24 protein-coding genes are annotated in these 26,076 nt (G+C 67.6%); 15 read left to right on the top strand and 9 right to left on the bottom strand.

The features are described 5' to 3' along the window. The first annotated feature begins 36 nt into the window (after positions 1-36). The 3 genes from OOB33_RS19985 to apbC all read left to right on the top strand — a co-directional run bounded on the left by OOB33_RS19985 (position 37) and on the right by apbC (position 5,680). Positions 37-1,848, top strand: a complete 1,812-nt coding sequence (locus OOB33_RS19985) for a serine/threonine protein kinase (protein WP_271009920.1) — start codon at positions 37-39, stop codon at positions 1,846-1,848. A gap of 86 nt (positions 1,849-1,934) precedes the next feature. Next, the gene (locus OOB33_RS19980; RefSeq protein WP_271009919.1) at positions 1,935-4,499 is read left to right on the top strand and encodes a serine/threonine protein kinase; all 2,565 of its coding nucleotides are present in this window, start codon (positions 1,935-1,937) and stop codon (positions 4,497-4,499) included. A gap of 83 nt (positions 4,500-4,582) precedes the next feature. Beyond that, positions 4,583-5,680 (top strand): iron-sulfur cluster carrier protein ApbC, encoded by a 1,098-nt coding sequence (gene apbC / locus OOB33_RS19975; RefSeq protein ID WP_271009918.1) that lies wholly within the window; start codon positions 4,583-4,585, stop codon positions 5,678-5,680. 75 nt (positions 5,681-5,755) lie between these two features. On the opposite strand, the gene OOB33_RS19970 is transcribed toward apbC, so the two are convergent. After that, entirely contained in the window at positions 5,756-6,301 is a 546-nt protein-coding gene (locus OOB33_RS19970; protein ID WP_102767374.1) for an Mpo1 family 2-hydroxy fatty acid dioxygenase, read from the bottom strand. A 134-nt stretch (positions 6,302-6,435) separates the two neighbouring features. Between OOB33_RS19970 and OOB33_RS19965 the strand changes: the two genes are divergently transcribed. Beyond that, a complete protein-coding gene (locus OOB33_RS19965; protein ID WP_271009917.1) occupies positions 6,436-7,197 on the top strand; it encodes a YceI family protein in 762 nt (253 codons plus the stop codon). A 46-nt stretch (positions 7,198-7,243) separates the two neighbouring features. Here the strand turns inward: OOB33_RS19965 and OOB33_RS19960 are convergent, their stop codons facing one another. Genes OOB33_RS19960 through moaA form a run of 3 tightly spaced genes read right to left on the bottom strand, consistent with a single transcriptional unit; the run spans position 7,244 to position 9,573 of the window. Next, positions 7,244-7,801: a GNAT family N-acetyltransferase gene (locus tag OOB33_RS19960; RefSeq protein WP_271009916.1), complete on the bottom strand. Its 558-nt coding sequence runs from the start codon at positions 7,799-7,801 to the stop codon at positions 7,244-7,246. Continuing rightward, positions 7,794-8,417, bottom strand: coding sequence for a molybdenum cofactor guanylyltransferase MobA (mobA, locus tag OOB33_RS19955; RefSeq protein WP_271009915.1), 624 nt, complete (start codon positions 8,415-8,417; stop codon positions 7,794-7,796). The genes OOB33_RS19960 and mobA overlap by 8 nt, the downstream gene beginning before the upstream one ends. A gap of 13 nt (positions 8,418-8,430) precedes the next feature. Continuing rightward, positions 8,431-9,573 carry a GTP 3',8-cyclase MoaA gene (gene moaA, locus OOB33_RS19950; protein WP_271009914.1) on the bottom strand — a complete coding sequence of 381 codons (1,143 nt, stop codon included), beginning with the start codon at positions 9,571-9,573 and terminating at the stop codon, positions 8,431-8,433. Between the two features lie 132 nt (positions 9,574-9,705). Here moaA and OOB33_RS19945 point away from each other — a divergent pair, with 132 nt between their 5' ends. Then, entirely contained in the window at positions 9,706-10,656 is a 951-nt protein-coding gene (locus tag OOB33_RS19945) for a PfkB family carbohydrate kinase (RefSeq protein ID WP_271009913.1), read from the top strand. Here the strand turns inward: OOB33_RS19945 and OOB33_RS19940 are convergent. The 5 genes from OOB33_RS19940 to OOB33_RS19920 form a co-directional block, all read right to left on the bottom strand. Then, positions 10,640-11,233 carry an NUDIX hydrolase gene (locus OOB33_RS19940; protein ID WP_271009912.1) on the bottom strand — a complete coding sequence of 198 codons (594 nt, stop codon included), beginning with the start codon at positions 11,231-11,233 and terminating at the stop codon, positions 10,640-10,642. The genes OOB33_RS19945 and OOB33_RS19940 overlap by 17 nt on opposite strands. Positions 11,234-11,286: 53 nt before the next feature. Continuing rightward, on the bottom strand, positions 11,287-12,069 hold the full coding sequence (locus OOB33_RS19935; protein WP_271009911.1) for an MBL fold metallo-hydrolase: 783 nt from the start codon (positions 12,067-12,069) through the stop codon (positions 11,287-11,289). Positions 12,070-12,160: 91 nt separating this feature from the next. Continuing rightward, on the bottom strand, positions 12,161-14,686 hold the full coding sequence (locus tag OOB33_RS19930) for a two-component system response regulator (RefSeq protein WP_271009910.1): 2,526 nt from the start codon (positions 14,684-14,686) through the stop codon (positions 12,161-12,163). Further along, the gene (locus OOB33_RS19925; protein WP_165794528.1) at positions 14,683-16,536 is read right to left on the bottom strand and encodes a PAS domain S-box protein; all 1,854 of its coding nucleotides are present in this window, start codon (positions 16,534-16,536) and stop codon (positions 14,683-14,685) included. Before OOB33_RS19925 ends, OOB33_RS19930 begins: the two co-directional genes overlap by 4 nt. Positions 16,537-16,863: 327 nt before the next feature. After that, entirely contained in the window at positions 16,864-17,481 is a 618-nt protein-coding gene (locus tag OOB33_RS19920) for a phenylacetic acid degradation protein PaaY (protein WP_102767366.1), read from the bottom strand. A gap of 245 nt (positions 17,482-17,726) precedes the next feature. On the opposite strand from OOB33_RS19920, the gene OOB33_RS19915 reads away from it, so the two are divergent. The 10 genes from OOB33_RS19915 to OOB33_RS19870 all read left to right on the top strand — a co-directional run bounded on the left by OOB33_RS19915 (position 17,727) and on the right by OOB33_RS19870 (position 26,036). Beyond that, positions 17,727-18,530: an enoyl-CoA hydratase-related protein gene (locus tag OOB33_RS19915; protein ID WP_271009909.1), complete on the top strand. Its 804-nt coding sequence runs from the start codon at positions 17,727-17,729 to the stop codon at positions 18,528-18,530. 35 nt (positions 18,531-18,565) lie between these two features. Beyond that, the gene (paaI, locus tag OOB33_RS19910; RefSeq protein WP_102767365.1) at positions 18,566-19,039 is read left to right on the top strand and encodes a hydroxyphenylacetyl-CoA thioesterase PaaI; all 474 of its coding nucleotides are present in this window, start codon (positions 18,566-18,568) and stop codon (positions 19,037-19,039) included. Continuing rightward, positions 19,036-20,361 carry a phenylacetate--CoA ligase PaaK gene (gene paaK / locus OOB33_RS19905; RefSeq protein WP_271009908.1) on the top strand — a complete coding sequence of 442 codons (1,326 nt, stop codon included), beginning with the start codon at positions 19,036-19,038 and terminating at the stop codon, positions 20,359-20,361. Before paaI ends, paaK begins: the two co-directional genes overlap by 4 nt. 37 nt (positions 20,362-20,398) lie before the next feature. Further along, complete coding sequence (gene paaA, locus OOB33_RS19900) at positions 20,399-21,403, top strand: 1,2-phenylacetyl-CoA epoxidase subunit PaaA (protein WP_171825855.1); 1,005 nt, start codon at positions 20,399-20,401, stop codon at positions 21,401-21,403. Continuing rightward, positions 21,400-21,693, top strand: a complete 294-nt coding sequence (gene paaB / locus OOB33_RS19895) for a 1,2-phenylacetyl-CoA epoxidase subunit PaaB (protein WP_171825856.1) — start codon at positions 21,400-21,402, stop codon at positions 21,691-21,693. The genes paaA and paaB overlap by 4 nt, the downstream gene beginning before the upstream one ends. 13 nt (positions 21,694-21,706) lie before the next feature. Then, a complete protein-coding gene (gene paaC, locus OOB33_RS19890) occupies positions 21,707-22,483 on the top strand; it encodes a 1,2-phenylacetyl-CoA epoxidase subunit PaaC (protein ID WP_271009907.1) in 777 nt (258 codons plus the stop codon). Beyond that, positions 22,483-23,010, top strand: a complete 528-nt coding sequence (paaD, locus tag OOB33_RS19885) for a 1,2-phenylacetyl-CoA epoxidase subunit PaaD (RefSeq protein WP_171825858.1) — start codon at positions 22,483-22,485, stop codon at positions 23,008-23,010. Before paaC ends, paaD begins: the two co-directional genes overlap by 1 nt. 24 nt (positions 23,011-23,034) lie before the next feature. Further along, positions 23,035-24,114 (top strand): 1,2-phenylacetyl-CoA epoxidase subunit PaaE, encoded by a 1,080-nt coding sequence (paaE, locus tag OOB33_RS19880; protein WP_271009906.1) that lies wholly within the window; start codon positions 23,035-23,037, stop codon positions 24,112-24,114. 39 nt (positions 24,115-24,153) lie between these two features. Further along, positions 24,154-24,777, top strand: coding sequence for a TetR/AcrR family transcriptional regulator (locus OOB33_RS19875; RefSeq protein WP_271009905.1), 624 nt, complete (start codon positions 24,154-24,156; stop codon positions 24,775-24,777). A gap of 80 nt (positions 24,778-24,857) precedes the next feature. Then, entirely contained in the window at positions 24,858-26,036 is a 1,179-nt protein-coding gene (locus tag OOB33_RS19870; protein ID WP_271009904.1) for an ABC transporter substrate-binding protein, read from the top strand. The last annotated feature ends 40 nt before the right edge of the window (positions 26,037-26,076 follow it).

The raw sequence follows: 26,076 nt of genomic DNA, 5'->3' as shown, positions 1-26,076 counted from the left end.
ATAACGATCTCGGTCCTGTTGGGTCCCGCTTTGTCCGTGTCAGACGCCTCCGCCTCTTCATCCACCCCCGCCGACAAGACGGTCGCCGCGGCGCCCATGCGCCGCTTCGGCCGCTTCGAGCTGCGCGCCCTGCTCAACAAGAGCGCGCGCAGCATGCTGTGGGTGGTCTACGACGCGCGTCTGGGCCAGGAGCTGTACCTGTGCATGCCGCGCGTGGCGCCAAACAGCGCTGCAGCCATGGAGCATTGGCAGAAGATGGCCCAGGCCGCCTCGCGCGTGCAGCACCCGAATCTGGCCCATGTGATCGAGATCGGCCAGGTCGAGCAATGGCCGTTTGTGGCCTACGACCGTGCCCTCGGCGAAACCCTGGATGAACGCCTGGCCCGCCAGAGCGCACCGCTGCCGGTCGAAGCGGCCGAGTGGGTGTGCCAGTACCTGGAGGGCCTGGCCTTCGCCCACGAAGCCGGCCATGCCCACCGCGATGTGCAGTGCTCCACCCTCATCATCGGCGCCAACAACCAGGTCCGTGTGCTGGGCCTGGAGGTGGCGCAAGAGGTGTTTCCGGCCACCGTGGATTTCAACACCGTCACCCGCCGCGCGGTGCGCGAGTCGGCGGCGGAGGATGTGCTCTGCGTCGGCCTCTTGCTGCACCGCATCCTCAGCGGCCGGCCGGTGCTGGAGCAGAACGATCTGCAAGCCGTGGTGCAGCAGATGCAGCCCCTGGGCCGCGAGCTGGTGCGCCTGGGCTGGGAGACGCCGCACCCCATTCCCGACCCGCTGCGTGCCATCTGCAACCGCGCCAGCGACCGCCAGGCCCGCCAGCGCTACCACATCGCCCGCAGCCTGCTGCGCGCCCTCGATGGCTGGCGCACCACCGCCGCCAGCGATCAGGGCGGCCCGATCGCCCTGCTGATGGACAAGCTGCAGCGCATCGGCCACCTGCCCAGCACCAGCCCCAATCTCAGCCGCATCGGTGCTGGCCTGGAGCGCCAGCACAGCAGCACCTTGTCGGCCCTGGTGCTGCAGGACATGGCCCTGAGCCTGGAGCTGCTGCGCCGCGTCAACCTCTCGCTCAAGCAGAACGGCGCGCCGGTGGACGGCACCGTGCTCAATATGCAGCGCGCCATCGCCATGCTGGGCCTGGACGGCGTGCAGCAGGCCGCCCGCGCGCTCAAGCCCTGGCCCGGGCCGCTCAGCGAGCTGCAGGCCACCATGCTGCGCAGCCTGATGAAGCGGGTGCACCGCGCCGGGCAGATCGCCCAGGTGCTGCGTCCGGCCGGCTACGACGGCGAGGTGGTCTACCTGATCACGGTCATGCAGAACCTCGGCCGCCTGCTGCTGCAGTACCACTTCCCGGACGATGCTCAGCAGATCCGCCAGCTGATGCAGCCGCCCGAGCCCACCGAAGACCAGCCCCATCCTCAGGGCATGACCGAGCAAGCCGCCGCCTACGCGGTGCTGGGCTGCGATCTGGAAGCGCTGGGCGCGGCCGTGGCCAAGCACTGGAGCCTGGGCGAGGAGCTGGTCCACATGATCCGCCGCCAGCCGCCCGAGGCGGCCGTGCGCCACCCCAGCAACGACGCCGACCTGCTGCGCCTGACCTGCAGCCTGGCCAATGAGCTGGTCGACGCCCTGACCCAGGTCGAGGCGCGCCGCCAGCCTGCCGTCGAGGCGGCCACGCGCCGCTACGCCCGCGCCTTGGGCCTGGGCCTGCAGGACATCAAGCAGGCGCTCAACCCCGAGACGCCGCCGCCCCCCACCTTCGACGCCCAGCAGCCGCCGGCCCTGGTCGATGCGCCCCGCGCCTCGGCCCTGCGCAAGCGCCTGACCGGCGGCGCCACCGGCTAGCGGCCATGCGCGCCGGCCTGTGTCCGTCCTTCGCTTTCACGCCGGTGCTCCGGTGCTGAGACCTGCCCGAGATTCGCGCCCCCACCATGCTGCCCACGCTGCCCGCCGACGAACCGAGTGATCTGATCCAGGAGTCTGCGGAAGAAGCAGCGACGTCCGAATTCGGCGGCTACACCATGCCGGCGCCGCTGGCCGATCTGCACGTGCCGCAGCTGGGGCGCTTTCACTTGCTCAAGCGCCTGGGCGAGGGCGCGCAGGCGACCGTCTGGCTGGCCCATGACCCGCGCCTGGACCGCGAAGTGGCGCTCAAGGTGCTGCGCCCGCCGAGCGATGGCCGCAGCGTGGACGAGTGGCTGCACGAGGCGCGCGCCGTCAGCCGCCTCCACCACCCCAATATCGTGCCGGTCTTCGAGGCCGACATCCAGGATGGCCAGGCCTATCTGGTCTTCGAGTACGTTGCCGGCGGCTCGCTGGCCGACCGCATGCGCCGCCAGGTGGACAGCGGCGGCGCCCTGCCGGCCCGGGTGGCGGTGGAGCTGAGCCTGGGCCTGCTCGATGGCTTGCAGGCCGCCCACCAGGCCGGCGTGGTGCACCGCGACCTCAAGCCCAGCAACATCCTGATCGATGCCAAGGGCCGGCCGCGGGTGATGGACTTCGGCATCGCCGGGCGGCTGAGCGTGCCCTCGGCGAACAGCGGGCCGGGGCAAATCGGCCCGCGCATCGTCGGCACCCCGGCCTACCTCTCGCCCGAGGCGGCGCGCGGCGAGCTGCCGACACCGTCCATGGATGTCTTCGCCGCGGCCGTGCTGCTGGCCGAAATGCTCAGTGGCCAGCGCCTCAACCATGACCCCGATCCCTGGAAATCGGTGCGCCGGGTCAAGGACGAAGAGCTGCAGCTGCCGCCCGGCCTCGGGCCCGAGGTGGACGACGCCTTGCGCGCCATCGTGCAGCGCGGCCTGGCCCGCGACCCGGCCCAGCGCTGGCCCAGTGCCCTGGCCATGCACGACGCCCTGGCCCGCTGGCTGCGCCCCGAGGCCGCGCCCGAAGGGGCTGCAGCCCAGGGCGAGGGCGCGGCGCTGGAGTTTCTGTTGCGCCGCATGCGCATCAAGAGCGACTTCCCGGCCATGAGCCAGGCCATCAGCCGCATCCAGCGCCTGACCCAGTCCGAGCATGAGAGCCTGTCCAGCCTGTCCAACGAGATCCTCAAGGATGTGGCGCTGACGCAAAAGCTGCTGCGCCTGGTCAACACCGTGCAGTTCCGCCACACCGGCGGCGGGGTTCAGGCCGGCGGCATCAGCACGGTGTCGCGGGCCGTGGCCCTGATCGGCTTTGGCGGCATCCGCAATCTGGCCCTGTCCCTGATCCTGCTCGAGCGCATGGAAAACAAGGCCCATGCCCAGGCCTTGCGTGAAGAGTTTTTGCGTTCGCTGATGGCGGCCTCGCTGGCGCGCGAGCTCTGCCTCAACGGCCCGAGCAGCCAGGAGAGTGAAGAGGCCTTTCTGGCCGCCCTGTTCTACCACCTGGGCCGTTCGCTGACCGAGTTCTACTTCCCCGAAGAGGCGCGCCAGATCCGTCGCATGCGCCGGCCCGAGCAAGGACCGGCCGGCGAGGAGATCGCGCCGGGCCTGAGCGAGGCCAGTGCTTCCATCCAGGTGCTGGGCATGAGCTATGAGCAGCTGGGCCTGGGCGTGGCCCGGCAATGGGGCCTGCCCGAGGGCCTACAGGAGAGCATGCGCCGGCCCAGCGGCGAGCCGCCCCAGCGCTGGATCGACAAGCCCTCCGAGCGTCAGCGCTGGCTGGCCCATGCCGCCAATGCCGTGGCCGATGTCATCTTGCACACCGAGCCGGAGCAGGCCCATGCCAAGGTGCATGCCATGGCCCAGCGTCATGCCCGTGCCCTGGGCCTGAGCGCCAGTGATTTCGACCAGGCCGCCGACCGGGCCCGCGCCCGCCTCAGCCAGATGGCCGAGGCCATGGGTATCGCCCTGCCCAAGAGCTCGCCGGCACGCCGCTTGCTGGCGCCGCTGCAGCCCGCGCCGGACGATTCGCTGAGCCCGCACCAGCTGCAGGCCACGGTGCTGGAGGAGCCCACGCTCAGCCTCACCGGTCAGGCGCTGACGCGCGAGCAGGCGGTGGAGACCCTGGCCTCGGGCATCCAGGACATCACCAACGCCATGGTCGAGAGCTTCAAGCTCAACGAAGTTCTGCGCATGATTCTGGAAACCATCTTCCGTGCCATCGGTTTCCGGCGCGTGGTGTTCTGCCTGCGTGACCCCAAGAGCGAGCAGCTGACCGGCCGCTTCGGCCTGGGCGAGGGCGTGGAGACGGTGGTGCCGGCCTTCCGCGTGCCGCTGCGCCTGCCCAGCCACGGGGCGCCGGACTTGTTCACCGCGGTGTGCCACAAGGGTGCCGACACCTTGATCGCCGATGCCTCGGCCCCCAATATCGCCGAACGCCTGCCGCCCTGGTACCAGGGTGCGGTGCGGGCGCCCAGCTTTTTGTTGCTGCCCATGATGCTCAAGGGTCAGCCCTTCGCCATGATTTATGCCGACAAGGCCCGGCCCGGCGCCATCGATCTGGGCGAGAAAGAACTGGCCTTGCTGCGCACACTGCGCAACCAGGCGGTGATGGCATTCAAACAGGTGGCATGAGCGGCCCATCGGGCCCCGGCGGCCTGGGGTTTTCCCGGCTCGGCTAGACTGCGGGCCCCGTCGCAGCAGCCCGAGCCATCGCCATGTCCAGCCCTATCTCTGAAGCCACAGTCTTGCAAGCCCTGCAGGCCGTGATCGATCCCAACACGGGCAGCGATCTGGTGTCGGGCAAGCAGATCAAGAATCTGCGTCTGAATGGCGCCGATGTGGCTTTTGATGTGGAGCTGGGCTACCCGGCCGCCAGCCAGCATGCCGCCCTGAGCGCCGCCCTGGAAACCGCCGTGCGCACGCTGTCCGGTGTCGGCCAGGTGAACATCGCCATCGCCAGCAAGATCGTGGCCCATGCGGTGCAGCGCGGTGTGCAGCTGCTGCCGGGCGTGAAGAACATCATCGCCGTGGCCTCGGGCAAGGGCGGGGTGGGCAAGAGCACCACCGCGGCCAATCTGGCGCTGGCGCTGGCCGCCGAAGGCGCACGCGTGGGCGTGCTCGATGCCGACATCTACGGCCCCAGCCAGCCGCTGATGCTGGGCGCCTCGGGCCGGCCGGACAGCCTGGACGGCAAGCTGATGGAGCCCAAGCTGGCCCATGGCCTGCAGCTGATGTCGATTGGCTTCCTGGTCGAGGACGACCAGGCCATGATCTGGCGCGGCCCCATGGCCACCCAGGCGCTGGAGCAGCTGCTGCGCCAGACCCGCTGGCAGGATCTGGACTACTTGGTGGTGGACATGCCGCCCGGCACCGGCGACATTCAGCTGACCCTGAGCCAGCGCGTGCCGGTGACCGGCGCCATCATCGTCACCACGCCCCAGGACATCGCCCTGATCGATGCCAAGAAGGGGCTGAAGATGTTCGAGAAGGTGGGCGTGCCCATCCTCGGCCTGGTCGAGAACATGGCGGTGCACATCTGCACGAACTGCGGTCATGCCGAGCACATCTTTGGCGCCGACGGCGGCAAGAAGATGGCTGCGCAGTACGGCCTGGATTACCTCGGCGGCCTGCCCCTGGCCCTGTCCATCCGTGAGCAGGCCGATGCCGGCCGGCCCTCGGTGGTGGCCGAGCCCGAGGGCGAGATCGCCGCGCTGTACAAGACCCTGGCCCGCCAGGTGGCGATCAAGATTGCGTCCCAGGCCAAGGACTATTCGGCCAAGTTCCCGACCATCTCGATCTCCAGCGGCACCTGAGTTTGCAAGGTTCGGCAGGCCCTCTAGCCAGGCCATAGGCCAGGCAGGGACTCAGAGTGGGCGTGGCCCAAGAACTCAGGCCACCGGGTGGGCCAGATCGCGCAGATGGGTGGGGCCGACGCGGCGCTCGATCTCGGCCAGCATGGCCCGGCCCCAACCCAGGGCAAACAGTGCTTCGGCCACGACAAACATTGGGCCCACCAGCAGGCCGACCAGGTCGTCGACAAAGGCGGGCTTCTTGCCCTCGTAGTAATGGCCCAGGAACTGGATGATCCAGCCCAGCACAAAGCTGCCCAGGCCCCAGCTCAGCCATTGTGCCGTCGAGCCTGCCGCCAGCGGCTCGGCCAGGGCCATCAGCAGGCCGTTGACCGCGCTGACGGCCAGGCCCAGCACCAGATTGCCGCGGGTCAGGTACCAGGCCGTGCTCAGGCCCCAGACGGCCCAGGCGCCGTTGAAAGACAGGCCGAGGGCCTCGAACTGCAGGCGTGCCAGCAGCACGCCGGCCGCGAACACGATCAGCGGGATGCCGACGAAATGGGTGGCGATGTTGCGGCGGTCGCGGTGGTAGCTGGCGTACTGGGCCATCAGCTCGATGGCAGGTCGGAAGGGGCTGGCGGCCATGGTGGCTCCTCGTGAAAGCGCGTGAAATCGTGTTTGTGCCGATGCTATCGCACTCGCCCTTGGGGGCGCTGCGGGCCGCTGTCAGAATGCCCCGAAGTTTTCGGGGCTCTCCCCGGGCCAGAGAAAGAAGTCGCATGTCTGAGTCTCGTCACCGCGCGCCTGCCCGGCTTTGGGCTGTTGGTTTGCTGAGCCTCGTGCTGCTGGGCTGTGCGAGTGCGCCATCGCCCCAGGCTGTGTCGAGTCCGGACGCGGTGCTGGCGCCGTTTGCCGAGGCCGAGCGCGATCTGCGAGCCCAGGTGGGCGGGCGCCTGTACCGCCTCGATGCCGAGGCCAGCCAGCTGCGCATCCATGTGTTTCGCGCCGGGCGCGCGGCGGCCTTGGGCCACAACCATGTCTTGAACGCACCGCGCCTGAAGGGCCTGCTCTGGTGGCCGCTGAACGAGCAGGCGCTGCCGCAGCCACGCGGCGGTAGCGAGGCCCGCTTCGAGCTGCAGCTGCGCCTGGACGAGCTGTTGGTGGACCCACCCGAGCTGCGTGCGGCGCTCGGCCCTGGCTGGGCTTCGGTGCTGAGCCCCGAAGCCGTGGCCGCCACCCGGCGCAATATGCTGGGTGAGCAGGGCTTGCAGGCCGAGCGTTTCCCGGAGCTGCGCATCCAGGGCCTGAGCCTGATCGGTGAGCCGCCCAAGCTGATCGGCCGCTGGCGCCTGAGCCTGCACGGCGCGACCCGCACGGTCGAGGTGCCCTTGCACGTCGAGCTGTCGGCCGATCAGGTTCGGGTGACCGGTGCCTGGGTGCTGCGCCAGAGTGACTTCGGCCTCCAGCCCTTTTCGGTCGCCGGCGGTTTGCTGGCGGTGCGGGATGAGCTGCTGGTGGAGTTTGATCTGCGCGGGCGCTGAAGCCTCGGCCTCAGCGCATGTTTCAGCGCATGTTTCAGCGCAAACTTCAGCGCAAACGCCGGCTCATCAAATCCTTGTCGACCAGGCGGCCGTCGGGCATCTTGATGGCGCCCATCAGGCGGCCGTAGCGGATGAAGCCGCAGCTCTCGTAGAGGCGCACGGCCGCATGGTTGCTGGCCGTGACGCTGAGTGTCACCAGCTCCAGCACCGGCTCGCCTTCCAGCAGCATCAGCGCGCGCTGCAGCAGCTGGCGGCCGATGCCGCGGCCATGGACCTCGTCGCGCACCATCATGCCGACGATGTGGGCGACGTGGCGCACCTTGACGCGAGCCTCATGCTCGCAGCTGATGGCGCCCACCAGCTGTCCGTCCAGCCAGGCCGTCAGGGTGAAGAGGTTGGCGCCACCGTCGCCGCCGCTGAGACGGCCGCGGTAGCTCTCTGCATCGCGCAGCAGCTCGGTGCGGGCGTCCGAGGTGAAAGCTTCGGGGTGGCCGGCCAGCATGCCGTCGCGCAGGGTTTTGTAGTCCTGCAGATCGGCCTCGCGCATCAGGCGGATCTGGCAGTCGATGCGCGGGGCGATGCTGGATGCAAAAGGTTCAGCCATGGTTGGGGTTCTCTGGGCTTTCGGGATTCAGGCCGTGCAGCTCACTCAGGCTGTTGAGGTTGATGAAGGCTGCAGCATCGCCGGGCTGATCGAAGTGCAGGGCGCAGTGGGCCTGCATCTGCTGCCAGCGTTCCAGCTTGCGGCCTCCCTCGGCGAGAAACTGCGCCGCGCTGTCGGCCAGGTGAGGGCGCAGCAGGCAGAACACCGGTTGGGCCTGGCCCTCGCAGACGGCGTAGGCGAGATCGGCCTGGGCTTCGGTGCAGGCTCGGGACAGGCGCGCGGCCAGATTGCGCGGCAGGCGCGGGCTGTCGCAGGGCACGCAGAGCAGCCAGTCGCTCTCGCAGGCTCGCAGGCCGGCCAGGATGCCGGCCAGGGGGCCGAGGTAGTCATCGCTGCTGTCGGCAATGACGGGCCAGCCGAACTGGGCATGCCGCTCCAGCTCCTGGTTGGCATTGATCAGCAGCGGGCCGACTTGTGGCTGCAGCCGCTCCAGCACATGGGCCAGCAGCGGCCGGCCGTGCAGCACTTGCAAGCCCTTGGCCACGCCGCCCATGCGGCTGCCTCGGCCGCCGGCCAGCACCAGGCCGGTGATCTGCTCGCGGGCGGGGGCCGACATCGGTGCGCCGCCCTCAGCCGCCGATGTAGTGCATTTCGACCCGGCGCTCGCCTGTGTCCGCGTTGCCCTGGCCATCCGTGCCCATACCGGCACCGCGCAGCTGCGAATAGCGGTCGCTGCGCTGCGACCACAGGCCGGCCAGGCTGGCCGCGATCTGCGCATCGCTGGCAGGGCCGCGCAGCAGGGCGCGCAGATCGGTGCCGCGGTGGGCGAACAAGCAGGTGTAGAGCTTGCCTTCGGTCGACAGGCGGGCGCGGTTGCAGTCGCCGCAGAAGGCCTGGCTGACGCTGGAGATCAGGCCGATCTCGCTGCTCAGCCCGCCCTGGCTGATGCGCCAGCGCTCGGCGGTTTCGCCGGCCACGCTGCGGCTCAGCGGCTCCACGGTGAAGGCTTCACGCAAGCGCTGCAGCAGCTGAGCCGAGGGCAGCACTTCGTCCATGCGCCAGCCATTGCTGCTGCCCACATCCATGTACTCGATGAAACGCAGGCGCACACCGCTGCCCAGGAAATGGCGTGCCATGGGCAGGATCTCGGCGTCGTTGACACCTTTCTTGACCACCATATTGACCTTGATCGGGCCCAGGCCTGCGGCTTGCGCGGCGGCAATGCCGTCCAGCACCTCGGCCACCGGGAAACCGACATCGTTCATGCGCTGGAACACGGCGTCGTCCAACCCGTCCAGGCTGACCGTGACGCGGCCCAGGCCCGCGTCCTTGAGGCGCTGGGCCATGCGGGTCAGCAGGGAGCCGTTGGTCGTCAGCGTCAGGTCCAAGGGCTGGCCCGCGGGCGTGCGCAGCTCGGCCAGCATGGCGATCAGGCGTTCGAGGTTCTTGCGCAGCAGGGGCTCGCCGCCGGTCAGCCGGATCTTCTCGACCCCCAGGGCCACGAACTGGCGCGCCAGGCGGGTGATCTCCTCGAAGCTGAGCAGGTCGGCATGGGGCAGGAACTCGTAGTGCTTGTCGAAGACCTGCTTGGGCATGCAGTAGCTGCAGCGGAAATTGCAACGGTCGGTGACCGAAATGCGCAGATCGCGCAGCGGCCGGCCGAGCTGGTCGCGCGGCGGCAGCGCGGGCTCGGCGGGGTCCAGTGGCAGCGGCAAGGCGCTCAGCTGGCGCTGGTCGGCGATCGGGATCACGGGCTTCTTGAGCGGGGGCATGCGTCCGATTGTGCCTCCAGCGACAAAACCTCTTGCGCCGTGGCCCGGCCCGGCCCGGCCCGGGGCGGCGCTCGCACGGCCGTGACTATCACCACAAGAGGGGGCTTGCCCTGGGCGCCTGCAGCAGTTGGAATGCGCAACATGACCGGCGTGCTCCATCCTGACCTCCCTCGCTTCATCGCCTTCGGTGCGGCCTACACCGAGCTGCAACGCAGCGGCCCCGACCTCTGGCGCAGCGTCAACCGCGGCGCGCCCTGGCAGGTGGCGGTGGCCCTCTCGACCCTGGGCGAACTCAGCGCCTTTGCCGGCGCCATCAGCCAGGATGCTTTCGGCCAGGAAATCTGGATCGACAGCAGCGATGCCAATCTCGACCTGCGCTTCATCCAGCAGCTGCCCAAGCCGCCGCTGATGGCCTTGAGCCGGCCCGACGAGGCGCCGCAGTTCTTTGTCGGCCAGGACAGCGCCGACCTGCACTTCCGCCCCGAGGGCCTGCCCAGCGGCTGGCTCAAGCGATTACGCTGGGCCCATTTCGGGGGCTTGAGCCTGGTGCGTCAGCCTCTGGGCTTGCGCCTGCTGGCGCTGGCCGAGGGCCTCAAGGCCGAAGGCAAAACGCTCAGCTATGCGCCCGAGTTCAGCCTGCAGATGGATTCGCGCTACGACGAGACCCTCGAGCGCATGTGCCGCCTGGCCGATGTGATCCAGATTTCGGAGGTCGAGCTGCGCGGTCTGTTCCGCGCCCAGGACTACCGCGTCGGTCTGGCCCAGATCAGCGCCTGGAACCCGGACGCCATGCTCTTGCTCCAGCACGGCGTGGCCGGCCATGCCACGCTGTTCCGCGGCCGCGAGGAGTGGCATGCGCAGATAGCCGATTACGACGTGGTCGACCCTGTGGGCGCGCGCGAGTCGGGCCTGGCCGGGCTGATCTTCAGCTGCCTGCGCCAACGCGAAGCGCCGGTGCAACAGCACCTGCGCTGGGCCGTGGCGGCAGAAGCCGCGGCCTGCAGCGCAGCCGGCTTCTGCCCGCCTTCGGAAGCCCTGGTCGCCACCCTGGCGGCCCGGGCCTTGCTCAAAACGGGGGGGTGAGCATGGACGCGGAGTGCCCTAGATGGGTGCTCAGCGCGTGCACGAAGCGGGGCAAGTGCGGGTCACTGCGTGCCAGCGGCAAGGCATCGAGTGCAAACCAGCGCAGGCCGTGAAACTCCTCGGCGTCAAACTGCAGCGCTTGCTCGCGTGGAATGCGCAGCCAATACCAGAGCGAGATATCGGTGTGGCCGGCGGTTCGGCCCACCGTGTCGCTGCGGCTCAACATCAGCGGCGGACCCAGGTCGTGGGGCAGGGCGATGCCGAGCTCTTCCTGCAACTCGCGGCGCACCGTGTCGCGCGGATGCTCGCCGGGCTCGACATGACCGCCGGGTGGCAGCCAGAGCTGGGCGTTCTTGTGGTCTACCAGCAGCAGGGCGCCGGCTGCTTCATCACTGACCACGAAGTAGGACACCAGATGCACGGGAGGGGTGGCCGGCTTGACGCGTCGGCACAGTTCGACGCCCGAGTCCACCCAGGCCAGCGCGGCCTCAAGGTCGCGCGCACTGGTTTCGTCCGGGGCGGGGATGGCGGCGATCTCCTGGCGGATCCAGGCGCGTGCTAGTTCGGTGGCGTCCATGGGCTGGGATTCTGCCCGGCTCGGCCCGGGGTGGACCGGGATGACGTCTGCGCTCAATCCGGAATGCGGTAGTCGGCCGGCCCCATCAGGTCAATGCCGCAGGCCAGGTTCTCGGCCCAGGCGATGAACTGTTGCACGGCCGGGCCGCTCATCGGGCTGCCGTGCTGGGGCACGATCATGGCGATGTCCAGCTCGCGCACCATGGCTGCCCAGAGGCGCATGACCTTGTTGCTGACCATGTAGCGGCGGTGGAAGCCTTCCATGTAGCGGATGTGGCCGGCCAGTTCGGTCACCGGTTTGGCGGGGTCGAGCTGGGCACCCAGCGAGGCGCCGAGGTCGCCCGAGAACAGGATGCGGCTGACTGGGTCGTAAAACTGGAAATTGCCCTCGGCGTGCAGAAAATGCGCGGGCAGGGCCCAGAGCTCGAAGCTGTCGGCGCTGCCCTGGCCCAAGCGCAGGCGTTGGCCGGAATCGGGCAGGCCGATGATGCGGCCGGCCGTCTTGCCGGGCTTGCAGAAATGCGGCGCGAAGCGTTCCCAGATGCGCGAGATGTAGACCGGCGCGCTGCTGGCCGTCATCCAGCGGTCCAGTGAGGCGATGATGTCAGGGTCGGCATGCGAGGCCAGGATGGCGGCCAGCTTGTGCGGCGCCATGTACTGGGTCAGGCCCAGGTAGAGCTCGTTGTAGGCGATATTGCCGCCCGGGTCGAGGATGGCGCCGGTGTTGCCGTGTACCAGCAGGAACTGATTGGATTGCACGGCCTCGCCTTCCTCCACGCTGAGCTTGGAGAACATCAGGCAGCGGTGCGAATCCTGGTGGAACAGTTCGATGGGCATGGCGCGCGTGCGGACGAAGCCGTCATTGGAATGCAGCGACTCTAGCCAGCCCGGGGTGGCCAGCCCTTGAGCCAGATCAAGCCGGATTGAGTCAAGCGCTGCCCGCAGGGTTTGGCGCCAGGCTTTCACGCAAGCTGAGTAGATCGGCCTCGGGCAGGGCGCGGCTGTAGAGCCATCCCTGGGCATCGCTGACCCCGAGTTTGAGCAGCACCTCGCGCTGCGCCTGGGTCTCGACGCCCTCGGCCGTGAGTTCCAGGCCCAGGGTGCTGGCCAGGGCCACAATGGCCCGCACAATGGCCAGATCATGGCCCTCGCGCTCCAGGTCGCGAACAAAGCTCTTGTCGATCTTGAGCCGGTCGAGCGGGAAATGCTTGAGCAGGGACAGCGAGGAGAAGCCGGTGCCAAAGTCATCGATGGCCAGTTTGACGCCCAAGCGGCGCAGCTCGCCCAGGATCACGCGGCCGCTGTCCACCGACTGCAGGGTCGATTCGGTGATCTCCAGCTCCAGGCAGGCCGGCGGCAGGCCGTGGCGTTTCAGCGCCTCGGCCACCAGATCGACAAAGCCTGGGCGTTGCAGCTGGCGCGCCGAGATGTTGACGGCCAGACGCTCCAGCGGCCGGCCGCTGGCCAGCCAGCGCACGCCCAGGCGACAGGCCTGATCCAGGGCCCAGCGGCCGAAGTCCTCGATCAGACCGATGTCCTCGGCCACCGGGATGAAGCGATCGGGGCTGATGGCGCCCAGCTCCGGGTGCTGCCAGCGCATCAGCGCCTCGGCGCCGATGACGCGCTGCCGGGCCATGTCGACGATGGGCTGCCAGTGCAACATCAACTCCTGGCCCAGGCGCGCGCGGCGCAGGCCTTGTTCAATCTGCAGCCGGGCCACAGCCTTGTCGGACAGCCGCGCGCTGAACACTTCATAACGGTTGCGGCCCGCGGACTTGGCCTCGTACATGGCGGCGTCCGCGGCTTGAATCAGCGCGTCTGCCGAACGGCCGTGCTCCGGAAACTGCGCGATGCCCACGCTGGCGGAGACGGACACCGGGTCACGCCCTGCGAGCTCCACCGGCAGGCGGATCTGGGCCAGCAGCTTCTCGGCCAGAGTGGTGACGTCGTCCGTGCGGTGAATGTCGCTGAGCAGGATGATGAACTCGTCACCGCCGAGGCGCACCGAGACATCCGAGCGGCGCAGGCACAGCTCCAGCCGGCGCGCGATCTGGATCAGCAGCTCGTCGCCGACGCCGTGACCCAGGGTGTCGTTGATGGTTTTGAAACCATCCAGATCCATGAAGAGCAGGGCGAAGCGCGCAGGCTCGCGATCACGTTGCCCCTCGTTGCCGATGAAGTGGCGCAGGCAGACCTCGAGGTGGTGGCGGTTGCCCAGGCCCGTCAAGGCATCGTGGTAGGCGAGATGCTGGATCTGCGTCTCGGCCCGGCGCAGGGCCGAGATGTCGGTGAAGGTCAGCACCTGGTGGCTGAGCCGGCCCTGGGCATCGAGCACCGGGGCCAGGTGTTGCCAGGCCGGAAACAGGCGGCCATCGCGGTGCCGGCACATGGTTTCGCCATGCCAGACGGCGGCGCGCGCGGAGCTGCCCTCTTCATCAGTGCTGGTGTAGTTGGCGCCCGCATGGAAGGGGGCTTGATCGTTCTGCCGCTGGGCGGGCAGAAAGCTGCGCACGTCCTGGCCCAGCACCTGCTCCAGGGCCCAGCCGGTCATCTGTGTGAACGAAGGGTTGACCGCGCGCACGCGGTGCTGGGTATCGAGGATGACGATGGCGTCGGCCGCGGATTCGAACACCACGGCGGCGCGGCGCAGCTGGGCCTCGGTCTCGAGCTGCACGCTGATGTCGCGGAACACGCCGATGATCTTGCCGTCGCCGGGCACGCCTTCGCTGAAGTGACAGGCGCGGATCTCCAGCCAGGTCGGTGGTTCCTGGGCGGGCTTCCAGCGCGTCACGCAATGGGCCGAGCCACCCGGTTGCAGCAGGGCGGCCAGCTGCTCGCGTGCTGACAGTTCGATGCAGGCCATGAAGGCCTGGCGCGAGAGTGCAAAGCCGCGTGCCGTGGAGAGCTGCAAGGGGTCGACATGGCCGTTCAGCTCGATCTGGTCCGATTCTGGATGGAACTCCATCACCCCGAGCTGGGCAGCGTCCAGGGCCAGACGGTAGCGCTGCTCGGCCCGTTCGGCCTGGCGTTCGACCTCGCGCCGCGCCAGGGCCATGCGGATGGTGGCATTGAGCTCACGCAGCTCGAAGGGCTTGAGCAAGTAGCCATAGGGCGCGGTCAGACCGGCCCGTTCCAGCGTGGCCGGCTCTGCATAGGCGGTCAGGTAGACCACGGGGATGCGCAGCTGGCTGATCAAGGTCTGTGCGGCGCGCGTGCCGTCGCCGCCCTTGCCGAGATTGATGTCCATCAGCACCAGGTCGGGGCGATCGCTGCGGGCCAACTCCAGGGCGCGCTGCTCGGAGGCCGCCACGCCGTTGACGATGTAGCCCAGGGATTCCAGGTCCTGCTTGAGATCCAGCGCGACGATGCGCTCGTCTTCGACGATCTGAATGCGGGCCAGACGTGGTGTGGGCGTCGGCGGGCTGGGTGGCGGCGGGTTCAGGAGTTCGTTCATTCCGGGCTGACCTGGGTGAGCGGTGAGGGTGCGCTGGGCGGCATGGCCGAGGCGCGGTCGGGCTGGCTGGCGAAGCGGACGCGGATGCGGGTGCCGGGCCCATCGAGCAGGCTGAGCTGTCCGTCGAGCTGCTCGGCCAGCAGGGGGATCAGCTGGAAGCCCAGTGTGCGGCTGTCTTTCCAATCGGGGCGCTGCGCCAGACCGATGCCGTCGTCGCAGACATCGAGATGCAGCAGACCTTCGGCTTCGTGTTCGGCACGGATTTCGATGCTGCCGGCACGGCCTTCGGGAAAGGCATGCTTGAAGGCATTGGTGACCAACTCATTGACGATCAGTCCGCAGGGAATGGCCTCCTGCAAATGGATGGACAGGCCGCATTCGGGCGCCAGCACTCGCACCTGGATGTTCTGTTGGGGATCGCTGTAACTTTCGCGCAGCAGGGCCGCCAGGCGCTTGAGGTAGGGGCCCAGCTCCAGCTCGGTGAAGTCATTGCGTTCGTAGAGCAGCTGGTGGGTCAGGGCCATGGCGCGGATGCGGTTCTTGCTCTCGCGCAGCACCAACTTGACCGATTCGTCGACATGGCGCGATTGCAGGCGCAGCAGGCTGGAGATGATCTGCAGATTGTTCTTGACCCGGTGGTGCACCTCGCTGAGCAGGGCGGTTTTCTCTTGCAGCGCGCGTTCGACCTGGGCTTGCGCCGCCAGGCGTTCGTCGATGTCGGTCACGGTGGCCAGCACCTCGGGCGGATCGCTGTCGGCAATCGGGTTGAGTCCCACCTCGACATTGAAATGGCTGCCGTCGCGTCGCAGTGCCTGCAGCGAACGGCGTTTGGCCATGGGCCGGGTCTGGAGGTGGCCGAAGAAATGGCTGATCAGAGCCGGGTGGCCGCTGCGCGACGCCAGCGGCACGAGGGAGTTGATATCACTGTCCTGCAAGCCGCTGCTGGGGCAGGCGAACAGCCGGTCCATGGCCGTGTTGGCCAGCAAGATGCGGCCGTTGGCATTGACCAGGGCCATGCCATCGGGCGCCGCGTTGAAGGCGCTGCGAAAGCGCGCTTCGCTGGCGCGCAGCGCTCGCTCGCTGTGCACGCGGTCCGAGATGTCGATGCCGCAGGCAATCAGATGGCTGATGCGCTCCTGCCCGTCGCGCAGCGGGGCGAGCATGAAATCGATGGTCATGCGCGTGTCTCCGCGCATGCGCACGACGATGTCGCGCCGGATCACCTGGCCACGCCCGGCGTCGGCGATGGCGGATTGCAGCCAGGCTTGCAGCTCGTTGTCGTGACCCCACCAATATGTTTGGTAGAAGGGGCGGCCCAAGACCTCGTCCTTCTCGATGCCGCCTGCCTCCAGGGGGGCGCGGTTGGCCTCCAGCAGCAGGCCGTCCAGGCTGAGCAGGCCGACAAACGCGAACAGCCCGTCCAGCACGCGGCGCAACTGGGCCTCGCTCTCGCGCAAGGCCTCTTCGGCGCGGCGCTGGCTGCTGAGGTTGACTGCCTGCACCAGGATGCCCACGATGGCCTGCTCTGCATCGCGCAGCGGCAGGTAGCTGGCCTCCCACTCCGAGAGCTCGCCCGGATGGCTGGGCACGCGCACCTGGATGCGGAACTTTTCCAGCGCCTGGCCCTGGTGCAGCACCGCGTGCAGCAAGGGTTGGAGATGGGGATAGGCCTCGGGCAGGACCTCGGCCACGCTGCGGCCCAGCAAGTGCTCGGCCGGCACGCCGTTGAAATCTGCCAGGGCGCGGTTGACCCGTTGATAGCGCAGCTCGCGGTCGAGTACGGCCAGGCCGACCGGCATATCGCTGGCGAACAAGGTGTCCAGCACGGCGCTGTCGGTGGGCCCGCTCACGCTGAAGACCCCGAGCGGCCGGGCAGGTCGCCGGCCGGATGCGGCGAAAACGAGGCCCGCAGGCGCCAAGTTGGCATTGGGTTCGAACACGAAACGATTTGCATGCCTGCTCCTCCCTGGGAACCAACGACAGCCACAAGCGCCAGTCTCGACCCCGCCTATCTTGACGTTTGTCAAATTCGAGTCTACCCGCATGCATGGCGCGGCGGCGGAATCTTTACGTCCTGTTCCAAGCGCTCGGATCTAAGCGCGGAGCTGAGGCTGGGCTACCGGCGCAGGCTCGCATGGCGGCCAGGATCTCGGCGCTTCGCGCCACGGGCGTTTCCCTCAGGCCTTGTCTGGCGCAGGCCCCGCGGTGGCTTGCTTGGGCCGGTGCGAGCCCACTTGCAGGCGTGGCCGCTGGCTTTCCGCCTCGGGCAGTGGCTGAACCTCGCGCAGGCTGGCTTGGCAGCGCAGGGTCAGGTCTTGATAGGTCTCGGTGCCGGTGCGCTTCCAGCGGATTTCATCCTCGCTGAGTTCGCGCATGACCTTGGCCGGCAGGCCGGCGATCAGCGAGCGCTCGGGCAGCTTGAGCCCGGCGCGCACAAAGGCGCAGGCGGCCACGATGCTGCTGGCGCCGACCTCGGCCGCGTCCATGACCACGGCATTCATGCCGACCAGGGCGTCGTGGCGCACGATGCAGCCATGCAGAACGGCGCCGTGGCCGATGTGGCCGTTGCGCTCGACCACAGTCAGCGAGTCCGGGAAGCCGTGCACCACGCAGCTGTCCTGGACATTGGCACCCTCGTGGATCTCGATGCGGCCGAAATCGCCGCGCAAGCTGGCCAGGGGGCCGATATAGCAGCCCGGGCCGATGTGGACATCGCCGATCAGCACGGCCGTGGGGTGGACATGGGCGCTGGGGTGGACGACCGGGATGACGCCGTCGATGGAGTAGGAGGGCATGGGCGGGGGTGGGATGGTGAACGGGTGAACGGGTGAACGGGTGGGGCATGCAGACGAGTGTGGCTGATTCACCTGTTCACCCATTCACTTGTTCACTGCATTCCAAGGGTTTACGCTGATCGGCGCCGTCTTGCGCCAAGTCAAGGCGGACCTTACGATCTACCGACCGGTCGGTCAATAGTGTTTTGCTGCACCCACCGACCGTGTCACAAGCCTGTTTGTTGCTCCATCGCCCCGAGGCCCGCATGCAAGAACCGCAACTTTTGAGCCAGCAGGACGGTGCCGTCCGCACCCTGACCCTGAACCGCCCGGCGGCGCTCAATGCCTTCACCTCGGGCCTGCTGGCCGAGCTGCGCGAGGCGCTGGATGCGGCCGCGGGCGATGCCAGCGTGCGCTGCGTGGTGATCACCGGCGCTGGCCGCGCCTTTTGCGCCGGCCAGGACCTCAGCGACCCCATGGTCAACCCCGATTTGAAACCTGGCGAATCGCCCAAGGACATCGGTGCCTTGCTCGACGGCTTCTACATCCCCCTGGCCCAGCGCGTTCGCAGCATGCCGGTGCCCGTGATCGCCGCCGTCAACGGCGTGGCGGCCGGCGCTGGCGCCAATCTGGCCTTGGGCTGCGACCTGGTGCTCGCCGGCAACTCCGCCAGCTTCATCCAGGCCTTTGCCAAGATCGGCCTGGTGCCCGATTGCGGTGGCAGCTGGTTGCTGCCGCGCCTGGTGGGGCGCGCCAAGGCCTTGCAACTGGCCCTCCTGGGCGAGAAGCTGCCGGCCGCCGAGGCGCAGGCCATTGGCCTGATCTACAAGGCCGTGCCCGATGAAGAGCTCGCCGCCAGCGCCCAGGCCCTGGCGCAAAAGATCAGCCAGATGCCGGTGCGCGCCATGGCCCAGACCCGCATGGCGTTTGATGAAGCCGGCCTGCTGGACTTTGACGACGCTCTGCGCCTGGAGGCGGTGACGCAAAGCCAGTTCGGCTTCTCGGCCGACTATCTGGAGGGCGCCGCGGCCTTTTTGCAAAAGCGTGCGCCCAAGTTCAGCGACCGCTGAAGAACCCCAGCGCCAGCATCAAGACGGAGCCGCCCATGAGCATGGATGCACAAGAGATTGCTGAAGCCGTGAAGCGCAGCATGTGGGCCCAGGATCGGGCCAGTCAGAGCTTGGGCATGGAGGTGCTGGCCATTGCGCCCGGCGGCGCCACCCTGGCCATGACCGTGCGCGAGGACATGCTCAACGGCTTTGAGATCTGCCACGGCGGCTTGATCACCACCCTGGCCGACTCGACCTTTGCCTTCGCCTGCAACTCCTACAACGAGCTGACCGTGGCCTCGGGCTTCAGCATCGACATCGTGGCGCCCGCCCGATTGGGTGACCGCCTGACCGCGGTGGCGCGCGAGGTCTCGCTGGCCGGCCGCACCGGCGTCTACGACATCACGGTCAAGAACCAGGCCGATCAGCTGGTGGCCGTGTTCCGCGGCAAGAGCTACCGCATCAAGGGCAAGCCGGTGGTGCTCTCGCCCCTGGCCCCGGATTTGGAACCCTCGGAAGGTGAGGCATGAACGTGACGACGAACAGCACGCCATCGCGTCCCGGCCTGGACGCGATCGAGAGTGCCAGCCAGGACGAGCTGCAAGCCCTGCAGCTGACGCGCCTGCGCTGGAGCCTGCAGCATGCCTACGACCAGGTGCCGCATTACAAGGCCGTCTTCGATGCGGCCGGTGTGCACCCGTCCGATTTGAAGAGCCTGGCCGACCTGGCCAAGTTTCCCTTCACCACCAAGAAGGACCTGCGCGACAACTACCCCTTCGGCATGTTCGCCGTGCCGCGCCAGCAGGTGGCGCGGGTCCATGCCTCCTCGGGCACCACGGGCAAGCCGACGGTCGTGGGCTACACCCAGCAGGACATCGACACCTGGGCCGGTCTGGTGGCCCGCTCCATCTACGCCGCCGGCGGCCGCGCGGGCGATCTGGTCCATGTGGCTTATGGTTATGGTCTCTTCACCGGCGGCCTGGGCGCGCATTACGGCGCCGAAAAGCTGGGCTGCACGGTCATCCCCATGTCTGGTGGTCAGACCGAAAAGCAGGTGCAGCTGATCCAGGATTTCCGGCCCGACATCATCATGGTCACGCCCAGCTATATGCAGGTGATCATCGAGGAGTTTGCGCGCCAGGGCCTGGATGCGCGCGAGATGTCGCTGCGCATCGGCATCTTCGGGGCCGAGCCCTGGACCGAGGCCATGCGCCGCGAGATCGAGGGCAAGGCTGGCATCGACGCGGTGGACATCTACGGCTTGTCCGAGGTCATGGGCCCGGGCGTGGCCAGCGAGTGCATCGAGAGCAAGGACGGCCCGGTGATCTGGGAAGATCATTTCTACCCCGAGATCATCGACCCCGAGACCGGTGCCGTGCTGCCCGATGGTGCTGAGGGCGAGCTGGTCTTCACCTCGCTGAGCAAGCAGGCCCTGCCCATCATCCGCTACCGCACCCGCGATCTGACCCGGCTGCTGCCGCCCACCTCGCGCAGCATGCGGCGCATGGGCAAGATCGTCGGCCGCAGCGACGACATGCTCATCATCCGCGGCGTCAATATGTTCCCGACCCAGATCGAAGAACTGGTGCTGCAGGAGCCGCAGCTCTCGGGCCAGTACCAGATCGTGGTCTCGCGCGAAGGTGCGCTCGACGAGGTGGAGGTGCGCTGCGAGCTGCAGCCGGCCGCCGCAGCCGCCGATGGCAGCCAGGTCGCCCAGGTGGCCAAGTCCTTGCAGCACCGCATCAAGACCCTGGTGGGTGTGTCCACCAAGGTCCATGTCGGCGCGCCCGATTCGATTGAACGCACCTTGGTGGGCAAAGCCCGCCGGGTGATTGACAAGCGCCCGCGCTGATTCAGCCCCGCGGCGGCCTCTTTCAGGAGCAAAGCAGATGTACACCCAAGCCATGAGCGTCGGCCCGCAGGATGTGGCCACCAAGGCCAAGAGCGCCGAGGACGCGGCCCGCGAAGCCGCCTTCGAGGCCCGCATCGATGCAGGCGATTTCATCGAAGCCAAGGACTGGATGCCCGAGCATTACCGCAAGACCTTGGTGCGCCAGATCAGCCAGCATGCGCATTCCGAGATCGTCGGCATGCTGCCCGAGGGCAACTGGATCAGCCGCGCGCCCACGCTCAAGCGCAAGGCCATCCTGCTGGCCAAGGTGCAGGACGAAGGCGGCCATGGCCTCTACCTCTACTCGGCCGCCGAGACCCTGGGCACCAGCCGCGATCAGATGCTGGACGCCCTGCACAGTGGCAAGGCCAAGTACAGCTCCATCTTCAACTACCCGACCCTGACCTGGGCCGATGTCGGTGTGATCGGCTGGCTGGTCGACGGCGCGGCCATCATGAACCAGGTGCCGCTGTGCCGCTGCTCGTATGCGCCCTATGCCCGGGCCATGATTCGCGTCTGCCGCGAGGAGAGCTTCCACCAACGTCAGGGTTATGAGTCCCTGCTGGTGATGATGCAGGAAGGCACGGCCGAGCAAAAAGCCATGGTGCAGGACGCGGTCAATCGCTGGTGGTGGCCGTCTCTGATGATGTTCGGCCCGGCTGACAAGGATTCGCCCAACTCTGAGCAATCGATGCGCTGGGGCATCAAACGAATCAGCAATGACCAGCTGCGCCAGAAGTTCGTTGACGCCACCGTGCCCCAGGCCCAGATCCTGGGCATCACGCTGCCGGACCCTGATCTCAAATGGAATGAAGAGCGCGGCGAGCATGACTTTGGCGCCATCGACTGGGCCGAGTTCTGGCGCGTGGTTGGCGGTGACGGCCCCTGCAACCGCGAACGCCTGGCCACCCGCGTCAAGGCCTGGGACGACGGCGCCTGGGTGCGCGAAGCCGCCCTGGCCCACGCCCGCAAACACATGAACAAGAAGGAGCAAGCCGCATGAGTTCGATCAACAAGGAATGGCCGCTGTGGGAAGTGTTCGTGCGCAGCAAGGCCGGCCTGGACCACAAGCATTGCGGAAGCCTGCACGCGCCCGACGCCAAGATGGCGGTGCAGATGGCCCGCGAGGTCTACACCCGGCGCCAGGAAGGCTGCAGCATCTGGGTGGTGCTCTCCAACCAGATCGTCGCCTCCGACCCGGGCGAGAAGGGCATGTACTTCGATCCGGCTGAAGACAAGGTGTACCGCCACCCGACCTTCTATCAGTTGCCCGATGCCATCAACCACATGTAAAGAAGCCGCTGGTATGACGCAAGCATCGATTCAAGTGGGCGCCAGCCCGCAAGTGCAGTACCTGCTGCGCATCGCCGACAGCTGTCTGATCCTGGGCCAGCGCCTGGGCGAGTGGTGTGGCCACGGCCCCATCCTCGAGGAAGACCTGGCCCTGGCCAATATGGCCCTGGACCTGATCGGCCAGGCGCGCGCGCTGCTGACCCATGCCGCGCATCTCGACGGGCAGGGCCATGACGAAGACCAGCTCGCCTTCTTGCGCGAGGAGCGCCAGTACCTGAACCCGGTGCTGATGGAGCTGCCGCGCGGCGATTTCGCCTTCACCCAGGTGCGCAACTTCGCCGTCGCCACCTGGCTGCAGCTGCTCTGGGGCCGCCTGGCTTCCAGCAGCGATGCCGAGGTCGCGGCGATTGCCGCCAAGGCCGTCAAGGAATCGCGTTATCACCAGCAGCATGCCGCCGACTGGGTGGTGCGCCTCGGTGATGGCACGGATGAATCCGCCGCCCGCATGCGCGAAGCCCTGGCACAGCTCTGGCCCTTGTTCAATGAGCTCTTCGACGCCGATGCGGTCGATGCCGCGGCGGTGGCCCAGGGCTTGGGCCCGGCCTGGTCGGAGCTGCGTGCCGACTGGCAGGCGCAGATGGACGAGGTGCTGGCCGACGCCACCCTGGCCCATCCCAAGCCCAGCGCCTACGTGTCCGCCGGCCGCCGTGGCGTGCACAGCGAGCATATGGGCCATCTGCTGGCCGAGATGCAGTACCTGCAGCGCGCCTACCCCGGGGGCAAGTGGTAATGAGTCTGCCTTCAAGCAGCGCCTGCGGTCGGCTGGAAGCCGCCTGGGAGGTGCTGCGCCAGATTCCCGACCCCGAGGTGCCGGTGATCTCGCTCTGCGAGCTCGGCATCGTGCGCGATCTGCGCCTGCGTGAGGACGGGGTCGAGGGCCTGGAGGTGGTGCTGACGCCCACCTACAGCGGCTGCCCGGCGACCGAGCTGATTCAGGACGATGTGCGCACGGCCTTGTCTGCTTTTGGCTCGGTGCAGGTGACCCTGCAGCGCGCGCCGGCCTGGACCACCGACTGGATCACGGCCGAGGGCCGCGAGAAGCTGCGCGCTTACGGCATTGCGCCACCGGGTCCGGTGGCGGCGGGTGCCGAGCAGCCGATTCGCCTGGTGCACCGCGCCTCGCTGAGCCAGCTGGCCTGCCCGCGCTGCGGCAGCCTGCAGACCGAAAAGCTGTCTGCTTTTGGCTCCACCGCCTGCAAGGCCCTGTACCGCTGCTTGAGCTGCCGCGAGCCGTTTGAGCATTTCAAACCCATCTGAATTCAAAGAAGACGGATCCCTGCGATGAGTCTGCACTTCCACCCTTTGACCGTACGTTCGGTGACTCCCGACACTGACGACGCCGTGATCCTCAGCTTCGAGGTGCCCGCCAGCCTGCAAGCTGATTTCCAGTTCGTGCCCGGTCAATACCTGACCCTGCGCCATGAGGTGAAGGGTCAGGATCTGCGCCGCTCCTATTCCATCTGCGCCGGCGCCGATGACGGCGAGCTGCGCGTGGGTGTGCGCCGGGTGGAAGGCGGCGCCTTCTCGACCTGGGTGCACGGCGAACTCAAGGCCGGCGCGGTGATCGAGAGCTATCCGCCTCAGGGCCGTTTCGGCGCCCAGGCTCTGGCCGTGCGCGGCGAGCATCATGTCGGTATCGCGGCTGGCTCGGGCATCACGCCCATCCTGTCCATCATGAAGACGGTGCTGGCGCGCGACCCCGAGGCCCGCTTCACCCTGATTTACGGCAACCGGGCCCAGGCCTCCACCATGTTCAAGGAGGAGATCGAGGATCTGAAGAACCGCTATATGACGCGGCTGTCTCTGCACCCGGTGTTTTCGCGCGAGCAGGTCGATGCGCCGCTGCAAGCGGGGCGCATCGATGCGGGCAAGCTGGCAGTGTTCCTGGCCACGGTGCTGCCACCGTCCAGCATCGACCAGGCCTACATCTGCGGGCCGTTCGAGATGAACGAGGCGGCCGAGGCCACCTTGCGCGCCTCCGGCGTGGACGAGTCGCGCATCCATGTCGAGCGCTTCGGCACGCCCGAGATGCAAGCCGGCCAGCCCGCGCCTCACCAAAGCCTGGCCGGCGATGCCGACAACGCCCGCGTGACGGTGATTCGCGACGGCCTCAGCCGCGAGATTGGGTTTTCCAAGAGCGATGCCAGCCTGCTGGACGCCGCCGCGCGTGCAGGCATGGATGTGCCCTTTTCCTGCAAGAGCGGTGTCTGCTCGACCTGCCGCTGCAAGCTGCTGGAGGGTGAGGTGCGCATGGACAAGAACTTCGCGCTCGACAAGCATGAGATCGCTGCCGGTTTCATCTTGAGCTGCCAGGCCCATGCATTGACGCCCCGCGTGGTGATTTCTTTTGATGAACGCTGAACCGATGTCGCGCTCCCGTTCACCGATGGACGCAAGCTGATGGCCCGCGGACGCGCTCCGGGTTTCGAGAACCAGCGCGAGCAGATCCTGCGCGAGGCCGCGCGCCTGTTCGCGCATCAAGGCTATCCGGGCACTTCGATGAATGCCGTGGCCGAAGCCTGCGCCGTGAGCAAGCCCACGCTGTATCACTATGTGCGCGACAAGCACGAACTGCTGGTGCAGATCTGCGAGAGCCATGTGCAGGATCTGGAAGCCTTGGTGCAGGAAGTGCTGGCGCAAGACCTGGCCCCCGAGGCGCGGCTGCGCGCCCTGATCGCCCGCTTTGTGCAGGCCTATGGCCAGGCGCAGAACGAGCACCGGGTGCTGACCGAGGATGTGAAGTTCCTGGATGAAGCCGATCGCCTGCGCCTGACCGCGATCGAGCGTCGTGTGGTCGCGGCCTTTGCCGACAGTGTGGCGGCCGTGCGGCCCGAGCTGCAGGGAGCCAGGCTGCACAAACCGCTGACCATGCTGCTCTTTGGCATGATCAACTGGACCTTCACCTGGCTCAAGCCCGATGGCGAGCTGACCTATGACGCGGTGGCCCCCATGGTGGCCGATCTGTTCTTTGGCGGACTGGGCGCGGTGCAAGCCGAGCCTGGGGCGCAGGCCTTGCAAGTTTGATGAAGGCTTGGCGGCGGACCATGGCTGGCTTGCCTAGGCACGCCTTTTTTCACGGACAACACACAGGAGACAGAACGAGCATGAATGCCACTTCGCTGAAGCACCCATCGTCGTCACACCGCAAGACCTGGCTGAGCCTGGCCGCTGGACTCTTGCTGTGCGCCCAAGCCCTGGCCGACATCAATGTCGGCGTCACCGTCTCGGCCACCGGGCCGGCAGCTTCCCTGGGCATCCCGGAGAAGAACACCTTGAGCCTGATGCCGACCAGCATCGCCGGCCAGAAGGTCAATTACATCGTGCTCGACGATGCCTCTGACACCACCTCGGCCGTGGCCAACACGCGCAAGCTGATCACCGAGCACAAGGTCGATGTCGTGATCGGCTCGACCACCAGCCCCAATTCCCTGGCCATGATTGATGCCGTGGTCGAGGGCGCCACGCCCATGATCTCCATGGCGGCCTCCAACCGCATCGTCGACCCGGTCGACGCCAAGAAGCGCTGGGTTTTCAAGACCCCGCAGAACGACATCATGATGGCCCTGGCCATCGCCCAGCACATGGCTTCGGCGGGCGTGAAGACCGTGGGTTTCATCGGCTTTGCCGATGCTTATGGCGAGGGCTGGTTCCAGGAGTTCAGCAAGATTGCCGAGCTCAAGGGCCTGAAGTTGGTCGCGTCCGAACGCTACAACCGCACGGACACCTCGGTCACGGGCCAGGTGCTCAAGCTGGTGGCGGCCAAGCCCGATGCGGTGCTGATTGCGGGCTCGGGCACGCCGGCCGTGCTGCCGCAGAAGTCACTGCGTGAGCGCGGCTATGCCGGCAAGTACTACCAAACCCACGGTGTGGCCAACAACGACTTCCTTCGCGTCGGCGGCAAGGATGTGGAAGGCACCTTTCTGCCCAGCGGCGGCGTGCTGGTGGCCAGCCAGCTGCCGGCCGATCATCCGGTCAAGAAGAGCGCGCTCGACTACGTCGCCAAGTACGAAGCGGCCTTTGGCAAGGGCACGGTCTCGACCTTCGGCGGCCATGCCTGGGATGCCGGCCTGCTGCTGCAGGCGGCGCTGCCCGTGGCGCTGAAGAAAGCACAGCCCGGCACGCCGGCCTTCCGCGCCGCGCTGCGCGATGCGTTGGAGGGCGTGAAAGAGCTGCCCGGCGCCCACGGCGTGTTCAATATGTCGCCGACCGATCACCTGGGCCTGGATCAGCGTGCCCGCGTGATGGTGAAGATCGAAAAGGGCGCCTGGCTCTACCAGCCCTGACACCAGCCCTGACGCCGGGTTCACACGGAACCCTTAGCAA

This window comes from Paucibacter sp. B51 (assembly GCF_027863535.1).
Lineage (GTDB): Bacteria > Pseudomonadota > Gammaproteobacteria > Burkholderiales > Burkholderiaceae_C > Paucibacter_A > Paucibacter_A aquatilis.
Note: the sequence above shows the minus strand (reverse complement) of the source record. Positions and strands in the feature narration are given on the sequence as shown.